This window comes from Streptomyces sp. KMM 9044, assembly GCF_024701375.2.
Classification (GTDB): Bacteria; Actinomycetota; Actinomycetes; order Streptomycetales; family Streptomycetaceae; genus Streptomyces.
The window spans coordinates 439,933-449,733 of the sequence record NZ_CP113910.1 but is presented as its reverse complement, the minus strand read 5'-3'; the positions used below and the strand labels follow the sequence as shown (position 1 = coordinate 449,733).

Sequence of the window (9,801 nt, the reverse complement as noted above, 5' to 3'; positions counted from 1 at the left end):
ATGCACCAGCATCCGTCACCCCGTACCCCCCTGTCGCGCAGATCCGCCCTCACCGCCTTCGCGGCGGTCGGCACCCTGCTGCTGAGCGCCTGCTCCGGCACCTCCACCACCACCTCCACCACCGACACCCCGGCATCCGCCACGGGTGCCCCCGTCGACGGCGGCACCCTGCGCTACGCCGTCGCCGGATCCCCCGCCACCGCCGGTGACGACCCGCACGGCGGCCTCGGCAACGAGTCCGACGTCCTGCGCTTCGCCCTGACCTACGACGTCCTGACCGTCCCAGGCGAGGACGGGAGGACCCGGCCGCGCCTGGCGACGTCGTGGAAGCCCAACGACGCCATGGACCGCTGGACCCTCACCCTGCGCGAGAACGCACGCTTCACCGACGGCGAGCCGGTGAGCGCCGCCGACGTGCTGTACTCCCTGCGGCGCATCAGCGGCAAGGCCGCCGAGAACTACGGCCGGCTCGCCGACTTCGACATGGCGAAGTCCACCGCACCCGACGAGCACACCGTCGTCCTGGCCACCCGCACCCCGATGGCCGACGCACCCCGGGCCCTGGAATCCGTCACCTTCGTCGTGCCCGAGGGCACCAAGGACTTCTCCCGCCCCGTCACCGGATCAGGGCCGTACCAGGTGGAGCGGACCGGCGCCCAGAGCACCGTCCTGACCCGCAACGAGAAGTGGTGGGGCGAACGTCCGCACCTGGACAGGATCGAGATCCAGGCCGTCGCCGATCCCCAGGCACGTGCCGACGCCGTCGCCTCCGGGCAGGCCGACGTCGCCGGCAGCGTCAGCCCCGCCGTCGTCAAGGGCGCCGGCTCCTCGGCGAAGACCCAGGTCGTACGGCGCGACGGAGTCACCGAGTACCCGTTCGTCATGCGCCTGGACACCGAACCGTTCGACGACCCCAGGGTCCGTGAGGCGTTCCGCCTCGCCGCCGACCGCAAGGCCCTGGTCGACACCGTGTTCCTGGGCTACGGCAAGGTCGCCAACGACCTTCCCACCCCCTACGACCCCTCGGCCCCCGAGGACCTGCCGCAGCGCACCCGCGACGTGACGAAGGCCAAGAGGCTGCTGGCCGAGGCGGGCCACACCGACGGACTGTCCGTCACCCTGCACACCACCACGTCCTACCCCGGCATGGACACCGCCGCCACCCTCTACGCCCAGCAGCTCGCAGACATCGGCGTCGACGCCGAGGTGAAGGTCGAGCCCGCTGACACCTACTGGACCGCCGTCTACGCCAAGAAGGCTTTCTACACCGGGTACTACGGCGGCATCTCCTTCCCCGACCTGGTCCGCGTCGGGCTGCTGTCCGACTCCCCGACCAACGAGACCGCCTGGCGCAGCAGGACCTTCGACGACGGCTTCGCCCGGGCCATGTCGACCGCGGACGAGGCACGGCGCGAGGAACTGCTCTCCGGCATCCAGCGGGAGCTGTGGAAGGACGGCGGTTACGTCGTCTGGGGCACCGGCGACGGCCTGGACCTCGCCGCGCCCGGCGTCCGCGGCCTGCCCGCCGGGCCCGGCTTCCAGCGCATGTTCATCGACCAGGTGTGGATGGCCAAGTGACGCTGCGCGTTGTCGGCCGTGCCCTGCGCCCGGTCTGCCGGGCCGCGGTCCTGGCCGTCGCCGCCACGGCCGTGGTCTTCACGGCCACCGAACTGCTCCCCGGCGACGCCGGGGAGCTGAGGACGACGGGCCGGGCCACCCAGGAGGACGTCGCGGCGGAGCGGGGCCGCCTCGGGCTGGACCGGCCGGCCGCGGTGCGCTACCTCGACTGGCTGTACGGCCTGGCCCGGGGGGACCTGGGACGCTCGCTGGCGGGCGGCAGGCCGGTGGCGGCGCTGTTCGCCGAGCGGCTGCCCGCCACCGCCGCCCTGGTTGCGGTGGCGCTCGCGGTCACCGTGCTGCTGACCGCGACGGCCCTGACCGTCACGTACCTGCGCGGCGGCCGGGGCGGCTCGGCCTCGACCGGACTGGCCGCCGTGCCACAGCCGGTCTACGCGGCGGTGCTCGGCGCGGTCCTGGCGGGGCTGCTGGGCTGGCTGCCCCCCGTGTCCCTGCTGCCGCCGGGCGGCTCGTTCCTGGCGGACCCCCGGCTCCTGGTGCTGCCCGCCCTCACCCTGGCGCTGCCCTCGGCCGCGTTCGCCACCGTCCTGCTGCGCGGGGCGCTCGGCGACGCCCTGCGCCGCCCGCACGTGGCCGACGCACGGCTGCGCGGACTGCCCGCGCCGCTCGTGCTCCACCGGCACGTCCTGCCCTTCCTGTACGCGCCGGCACTTCAGGTGACGGCCCTGCTGGCCGGAGGTCTCGTGGCGGGAACCGCCCTGGCGGAGACCCTGTTCGGCTATCCGGGCACGGGGCAGCTGCTGGTGTCCGCCGTCGCGGTGCGCGACGTCCCCGTCATCCAGACCGCGGCCCTCCTCCCGGCCGTCGTCCTGCTGCTGGGCATGCTGCTGGCCGACCTGGCCGCCCGCCGCACCGCGGTGCCGGGCCCCGCGGGAAACACCGGCCCCTCGGTGCCGGATGCGGGGAGGACCGTGTGACCGGCAGGTCCTTGCCGCTCCTGTCCAAAGCCGTCCGCCCCCCGGTGTCCGTGACCGCGGCCCTCACGCTGCTGGTGTGCGTGCCGCTCGGCCGGTACGCCGCCGCGCACCCGCCGGAGCGAACGGTCGCCGCCCCGTGGACACCGCCCGGCGCACGGCATCCGCTGGGCACCGACGTCCTGGGACGTGACGTGCTGTCCCGCGTCCTGGCCGGGGGCACCCAGCTCCTGACCGTGTCCCTGCTCGCCGCGGTCGCCGCCGTCGTCTGCGGCACGGGCCTCGGTCTGGCCGCGGGCTGGTCGGGCGGCCGCACCGCCCGCACCGTACGGGCCCTGTGCGACGTGCTGCTGGCCGTCCCCGCCCTGGTCCTGGCGCTGGTGCTGGCCACCGCCCTGCCGGGGGCGACGGCGGTCGTCGTGGCGTCGGTACTCGCGGGAGCCCCGCTCACCGCGCGGATCGTCGGCACGCAGTGCGCGCAGCTGCGCGACAGCGGGCACGTGCACGCCGCCGCCGAGCGCGGCGAGCGCACACCCGCCGTCCTGCTCCACGAGGTACTGCCCACCCTGCGCCGCCTGGTCGCCGCCGACGCCGGGCTCCGGCTCGTCACGGCACTGCAGATCGCCGCGGCCCTCGCCGTGCTCGGCCTGGGGCCCCAGCCCCCGGACCCCGACTGGGCCCTGATGCTCAGCGAGAACCTGCCCGGTGCCGCGCTCAATCCCTGGGCGTTGCTGGCGCCCGCGCTTCCCCTGGCGGGCTGCGCCTGGGTGTTCGCCGCGGCAGCCCGGACGGCCGCCCGTGCTCCGGGGGAGGCGGTATGACGGTCCGTGCCCCCGACGAGTTCGTTCCCGCCGATGCCCCGCTGCTGACGGCCGAGGGCCTGACCGTTCGCCGTGCCCCGGACGAGGTCCCCGTCCTGCCGCCGGTCGACCTCCGCGTCGGCCCGGGGCAGGTGCTGGCCGTCACCGGCGCCTCCGGTGCCGGTAAGTCCACGCTGCTGCGGGCCCTGCTCGACGTTCTCCCGGACGGACTGCACCGCGCGTCGGGCACCGTGCGCTGGCGCGGTGCGACGGTGCCGCAGGGCCGGGCGGCCGGGCGGTGGCGGCGTGCCCGGTGCGGCTGGCTGGCGCAGGACCCCGGCGCGGCCCTCAATCCGCTGTGGCGTGTGGACCGGCTGATCGGAGAGGAGTTCACCGGTGACACCGCCGCCCGCGCCCGGCGGGTCGAGGCCCTGATGGACCGACTGGGCCTCCCGCCGGGGCTCGCCTCCCGGCGGGCGGGGGAACTCTCCGGCGGACAGGCCCAACGGGTCGCCCTGGCCCGAGCCCTGTGCGCCGAGCCGGAGCTGCTCGTCCTGGACGAACCGACCTCGGCGCTGGACCGCGCGACGGCCGACCTGGTGGCCGAAGTGGTGCACTCCCTCCGCGGGACCCCCGGCCGGTGCGTCGTCCTGGTCACGCACGATGCCCGGCTGGCCGCGGAACTGGCCGACCGGACACTGGTGCTGGCCGCCGACGCGCGCGCGGCGGCCTCCCGTGCGGACGCCGCGCGGCACACGTCGCGTGCGACCGCCGTACGCGGACGGACGACGCGCACCCTGTGGAAGGAGACGTTCCGGCAGTCCGCCGACCCCGCCCCGCCACGGGCCGGGCGTCCGCCCCGCACGGCGGGCCCTGCCCCGTCTCCGGTTCCCGCGCTGTCGGCGCGGGGCCTGACCCTGTTCACTCCGGACGGCACACCGTTGCTCGATGCCGGCGACCTGGACCTGCCGGCGGGCGGCTGGCTGGCCGTCACGGGACCGTCGGGCAGCGGCAAGACGACCCTGCTGCACGCCCTCGCGGGCCGCCGTCCGCCGGCCGGCGGACAACTGCTGCTGCACGGACACCCGGTGCCCGCCGGGACCCGCTCGCGTGACCGGCGGACGCTGCGCGCCGTCCAACTGGCCGGACAGGACACGGTGGCGGAACTCAACCCGGCGCACACCGCCGGCCGAGCGGTGGCCCGGCCGCTGCAGGTTTTCCACGGCACGACCGGAACGGCCGGGCGGGAACGTGTACGAGAACTCTTCGAAGCCGTGGGACTCCCCGCCGGGCTGTCCGGCCGCAGACCGGTGGCACTCTCCGGCGGCCAGCGCCGCCGGGTCGTCCTCGCCCGGGCGCTCGCCGCCGAGCCCGACGTGCTGCTGCTGGACGAACCCACCGCGGGTCTGGACCCGGACTCGGCACGACTCGTCCTCGACCTGCTGGACCGGCTGCGGCAAAACGGCCCCGCCGTCCTGACCGTCACGCACGACGCCGGCACGGCCGCCCGCGCCGACCGCGTCCTCCACCTGACCGGGCGCCGCCTGGCCCCCCGGCCGCCCATGCCCTCCGGGCATCCCCCCGACGAGAGAACGGAGCACTCCCGTGTCCGACCACACGACGGCTGAACACACCAGCCGGATCGCGGACCTGCTGGCAGCCCATCCCTGGGTGGCCCGGGCACGACCCGCACCCGACGGCGGCGTCCTGGTCGTCCCGCATCCGGACGCCGTGACCGCCTCACCCGGGCCGGGCCCCCTGCTGCGCGAGCACCTCGAACAGTGGGCCGAGGTCTACGAGTGGGTGTACGAGACGGCCGAGGGGCGGCACGCCGACGACCTGGACCTGTCCGGGTGGCGGGCGTCCGACACCGGAGCGCCGCTGCCCGAGGCCCACATGCGCGACTGGGTGGACCGCACGGTGGACCTCGTCCTGGCCCAGCGCCCGACGCGGCTGCTGGAACTCGGCTGTGGCACCGGTCTGCTCGCCCACCGCCTGCACCCGTACCTGGACGGGTACGTCGGCACCGACGTCGCCCGGGTCGCGGTGGACCGACTCACCGGCGCCGGCCTGCCCCGCACCGCGTTCGTCCGGGCCGCCGCCCACGAGGCGACCGCCTCCTGGGTGCGGGACGCCGTGGACGCCGTCTTCGGCCCCGACGTGCTCCCCGACTGCCTGCTGCTCAACTCGGTCACCCAGTGCTTCCCCGACCTGGCCTACCTGACGACCGTGCTGCACGGGGCACTGTCCACCGTCGAGGACGGCGGCACCGTGATCGTCGGAGACATCCGGCACTCCGGCCTGCTGCTCGACCACTTCGGACGGCTGGAACGGGCGCGCGACCCCGAGGCGGACGACACGACGATCGCCGCCAGGGCCGCGGCCGCCGCCGAGGCGGACGAGGAACTGTCCTTCACCCCCGCGGCCGTCGCCGCGGCGGTCGTGGCCCAGCCGCGGCCGGTCCGCATGAGCGTGCACGCCCGCACCATGGCCGGGGACACCGAACTCACCCGCTACCGCTACGACGTCGTCCTGCGCGTCGGCCTGCCCACCGGCGGTCCGGGCACCCGGCAGGTGCGCCGCACGTCCTGGGGCGGACACCGGGGGAACGGCGTCCGGGAAGCGCTGCGCGAGGCGCTCGACGGAGGTCCCGTCATCGTCCACGGGATTCCCAACGCCCTTCTCCACGACGCTCCCGGGGCGGTGACCCCGTACACCCTGCGCGAGGCCCTGGAGGGGGAGGACGCCGCCGTGCTGCTCGATGTCGCCGACCCGCGCATGCTGGCCGTGGCGGTGCCCGCTGACTGCGCCCCCGCCGCGGCCGTGGCGGGGGCGAGGCCCTCCGGTCCGACCGCCCACGAGCCGTTCCCCCTGTTCGTGCGGCGTCGCCTGCCCGAGATACTGCGCGACCACCTGCGCCGGACCGGGCCGGACACGCCGCCACCGATGATCACCGTGGTGGACGCCCTCGAGGACGGCCACTCGTGAACGGCGCCCTCACCGACGCGGTCCTCACCGGGCTGCCGGGCGTGACGGCCTGGCAACTGGTGCGCGACGGCGGGCAGGACACCCTGCTGGTGGCGGGCCCGCCACCGGAGACGCGGCCGCCGGCCGGTCCCGGCCGCGACGACGCCCGCGACGACGCCCGCGCCGTGAGCCGGGCCGCGGCCGCCGGTGACGCCGCCGTACGCGGTACCGATCCGGCCGCCCTCCCGGCGCTGATGCGACAGCTCGACGAGGCGGCGCTGCTGACGACGGCCCGGCTGCTCGACCGGACCCGGCTGTTCCGCGACGGCGGCCGGCGCGGCACCGACGAGATCCTCGGAGCCCTGGCGGTCGCACCCCGGCATGCGTGGATCATCCGGCGCTGGCTGGCCACCCTGACCGCGGAGGGCCGGCTCCGGCTGGACGCGGCGACGGGCCGCTACCACTCCCTCACGGTGCCGGACCGCAGCGCCCACGCCCGGGCGCTGCGCGAGCTGGACGGGGCCTGCCGGGGCCTGGGCTACCCGGCGTCCATGACCCGCTTCTTCCGGGCCGCGGCCGAACGGCTCCCGCTGCTGCTCCAGGACCGCACGTCACTGCAGGAGGTCCTCTTCCCCGACGGGGAGACGAGCACCGCGCGGGGCAACTACCGCGACAGTGTTCCCAGCCGTTGGGCCAACCACGCCGCGGCGTCCCTGGTCACCGATGAGGCCGATCACCGGACGACACCGGCTCCCCTGCGCGTCCTGGAGGCGGGCGCCGGCGTGGGCGGCACCACCGGCACCGTCCTGGAGGCGCTCGGCGACACGCCTGTCGACTACCTGTTCACGGATGTCTCCCCGTTCTTCCTGCGGACGGCCAGGGACGTCTTCGGCGACCGCCCCGGCCTGCGGCACGCCCTGTTCGACATCCAGGCCGACCCGCTCGGGCAGGGCCTGGGGCCGGGCTCCCAGGACGTCGTCCTGGCGGCGAACGTCCTGCACAACGCACGGCACGCCGGACGCTGTCTTGCGGCCCTGCGGGAACTGCTGGCGCCCGACGGCCTGCTGGTCCTGGTCGAGTCGTGCCAGGAGCACTACCAGGCGCTCATCTCCATGTACCTGCTGATGTCACCGGCGCCCGGTGAACAGGACTGGTTCACGGACCTGCGGGCCGGCCAGGACCGGGTCTTCCTCACCGCCGGGGAGTGGACACGACAACTGGACGCGGCGGGCTTCGACCCCCTGCCCGTCCTGCCGCACGAGGGGCATCCCCTCACCGAGGCCGCGGGCCAGCGCGTCGTCGCGGGCCGTGTCAGGTCCCACGGCGCCCGCCCGGATCCCGCCCGCGTCCGCGCCGCGCTCGCCGACCGACTGTCCCCTGCCCTCCCCCTGCCACGGATCCATGCCGTGGACGACGTCATCCGCCCCATCATCCCGACTGGAGCCCCCTGTTGACCTCAGTACCCGCCCCCGGGCACACCACCCCCGTTCGGCCGGCCCCTGCCGATCTGGTCGACGCCGTCCGAGCCGTATGGGCCGACGCCCTGGAGACCGACCTGGCCGCCGTACCGGCGGACGCCAGCTTCCTGAGCCTGGGAGGCGACTCCGTCCTGGCCGTCCGGATGGCCGCGATGCTCCGCAAACGGCTGGGCACGCCGCTGGCGCTGGCGGACGTCCGCGTCGAGCAGAGCGCCGCGCAACTGGCCGCCCTCGTCCACGAACGCAGCACCGGGTCGGGAACGGGCGCACTGCGCCCGCTGCCCCTGGACCTGCGCCGGCGCGAGGAGCCGGACGCCCCGTTTCCGCTCCTGCCGCTCCAGCAGGGCTACTTCGTGGGCCAGCAGGACGCCTGGGAACTGTCCTACCGCTCCGCACACCACTACGTGGACATCGGACTGGAGGACATCGACGCCGACGAGGCCCCCGAGGCGCTGCAGGACGCCTTGGAGCGCCTCGCCGAGCACCAGGCCGTCCTGCGGGCCCGCATCCTGCCCGACGGCCGGCAGCGCATCCTGCCCCTGGACGATCCGGAGGCGGTCCCACAGCTCCAGGTCACCGACCTGCGCGACGCCGACGAGGAGACGGCCGCGTCCCGGCTCGCGGAGATACGCCACGCGATGAGCACCGAGGGCCCCGACCCGTCCCAGGGCTGCGGTCTGGACATGCGCCTGACGCTGATGCCCGGCGCCCGCGCCCGGCTGCACTCCTCGACCAGTCTGCTGATCATCGACGGCTGGTCCTCGGGCGTCTTCTACCGCGACCTGTTCGCCCTGGTCTCCGACTACAACGCCGTTCTCGCGCCGCTGGACATCGACTACGGCGACTACGTGACGACCCTGCGGGACCTGCCCGGCACCGAGGCGTGGCAGCGGGACCGCGACTGGTGGTGGGACCGCCTCGACGGCTTCCCGCTGCCGCCGGCGCTGCCGCTGGTGGCCGATGCCGGGGAGGTACGCCCCACTCTGATGGGCACCCGGCAGGCGGTGCTCGATCCGGAGCGCTGGTCGCAGCTGCGCCGCTTGTGCACCGGGCACGGTGTGACCCCTTCCGCCGCGATGTTCGCCGCGTTCGCCGCCGCCGTCGCCCGGGCCTGCGGCCACCGCCGCTTCCTGCTCAACACCCTGCAGCTGAACCGCCTTCCGCTCCACCCCGACGTCTCCCGCCTGGTGGGAGCCTTCTCCTCCACCATGCTCCTGCCGGTCGACCTGCCGGCGGCCCCCGTCTTCGCCGACCTGGCCGGCCGCGCCCAGCAGGACATCGGCGACGCCCTCGCCCACAACCTGATCACCGGGGTGGAGGTCTCCCGCGAACTGGGCCGCCGCCGGGGCACCCACCGCCCGGTGGCGCCGGTCGTCTTCCAGTCCACCCTGGGCGTGGACGCGGCGCTGGGCAGTGAGGTGCCCCAGGAAGCCGGACCGCTGGGCGAAATCGACCTGCTGAGCCACCACCAGCAGCTGCGGACGCCCCAGGTGGCCCTGGAGGTAAGGCTGTTCGAGCTGCGCGGTGAACTGGTGGTCGTCTTCTCACTGGTGGAGGAGCTGTTCGCGGCACAGGACGTCGACCGGATGTTCGGCGATCTCATGGCCACCGTGGAGTCACTGGTCGAACCGGACGGCTGGTCCGCCGTGGTCGAACTGCCCGACGCGGTCGACGGCGAGCAGGCGGAGCCGACCCGGCCGGCGCCCGGCCGGCGCCTGTCCGTACCCGCGGCGGAGGTCGGCGGAACGGAACCGGGACCGCCCGGGGACGACACGGAACGAGCCGTCGCGTCGCACTGGCAGAAGCTGCTGGACTGTCCGGTCGACGAGCGCACCGCCGACTTCTTCGCGCTCGGTGGCGACTCGCTGCTCGCGATGCGGATGCTCGGGTCGCTCGCGCGGGAGGGACTGGGGCGGGTGACACCCCGCCGCTTCCTCCGGCAGCCCACGGTGGCCGGACTCGCCGCCGCCCTGCGTGAACCGGACGACCGATGAGAAAGGTGCG

7 protein-coding genes are annotated in these 9,801 nt (G+C 75.2%); all 7 read left to right on the top strand.

Going from position 1 to position 9,801, the window contains the following annotated elements; all coding sequences use genetic code 11:
• The 7 genes from HUV60_RS02135 to HUV60_RS02105 are packed head-to-tail and all read left to right on the top strand — an operon-like array spanning nt 1 to nt 9,791.
• On the top strand, nt 1-1,578 hold the full coding sequence (locus HUV60_RS02135; protein WP_257852616.1) for an ABC transporter substrate-binding protein: 1,578 nt from the start codon (nt 1-3) through the stop codon (nt 1,576-1,578).
• Nucleotides 1,575-2,555 carry an ABC transporter permease gene (locus tag HUV60_RS02130; RefSeq protein ID WP_257852618.1) on the top strand — a complete coding sequence of 327 codons (981 nt, stop codon included), beginning with the start codon at nt 1,575-1,577 and terminating at the stop codon, nt 2,553-2,555. The genes HUV60_RS02135 and HUV60_RS02130 overlap by 4 nt, the downstream gene beginning before the upstream one ends.
• Nucleotides 2,552-3,373 (top strand): ABC transporter permease, encoded by an 822-nt coding sequence (locus HUV60_RS02125; protein ID WP_257852619.1) that lies wholly within the window; start codon nt 2,552-2,554, stop codon nt 3,371-3,373. Before HUV60_RS02130 ends, HUV60_RS02125 begins: the two co-directional genes overlap by 4 nt.
• Nucleotides 3,370-4,980, top strand: coding sequence for an ABC transporter ATP-binding protein (locus tag HUV60_RS02120; RefSeq protein ID WP_257852621.1), 1,611 nt, complete (start codon nt 3,370-3,372; stop codon nt 4,978-4,980). The genes HUV60_RS02125 and HUV60_RS02120 overlap by 4 nt, the downstream gene beginning before the upstream one ends.
• A complete protein-coding gene (locus HUV60_RS02115; RefSeq protein ID WP_257852622.1) occupies nt 4,958-6,340 on the top strand; it encodes a class I SAM-dependent methyltransferase in 1,383 nt (460 codons plus the stop codon). Before HUV60_RS02120 ends, HUV60_RS02115 begins: the two co-directional genes overlap by 23 nt.
• A complete protein-coding gene (locus tag HUV60_RS02110) occupies nt 6,337-7,773 on the top strand; it encodes a class I SAM-dependent methyltransferase (protein WP_257852623.1) in 1,437 nt (478 codons plus the stop codon). Before HUV60_RS02115 ends, HUV60_RS02110 begins: the two co-directional genes overlap by 4 nt.
• Nucleotides 7,770-9,791, top strand: coding sequence for a condensation domain-containing protein (locus HUV60_RS02105; protein WP_257852624.1), 2,022 nt, complete (start codon nt 7,770-7,772; stop codon nt 9,789-9,791). Before HUV60_RS02110 ends, HUV60_RS02105 begins: the two co-directional genes overlap by 4 nt.
• Nucleotides 9,792-9,801 lie beyond the last annotated feature (10 nt).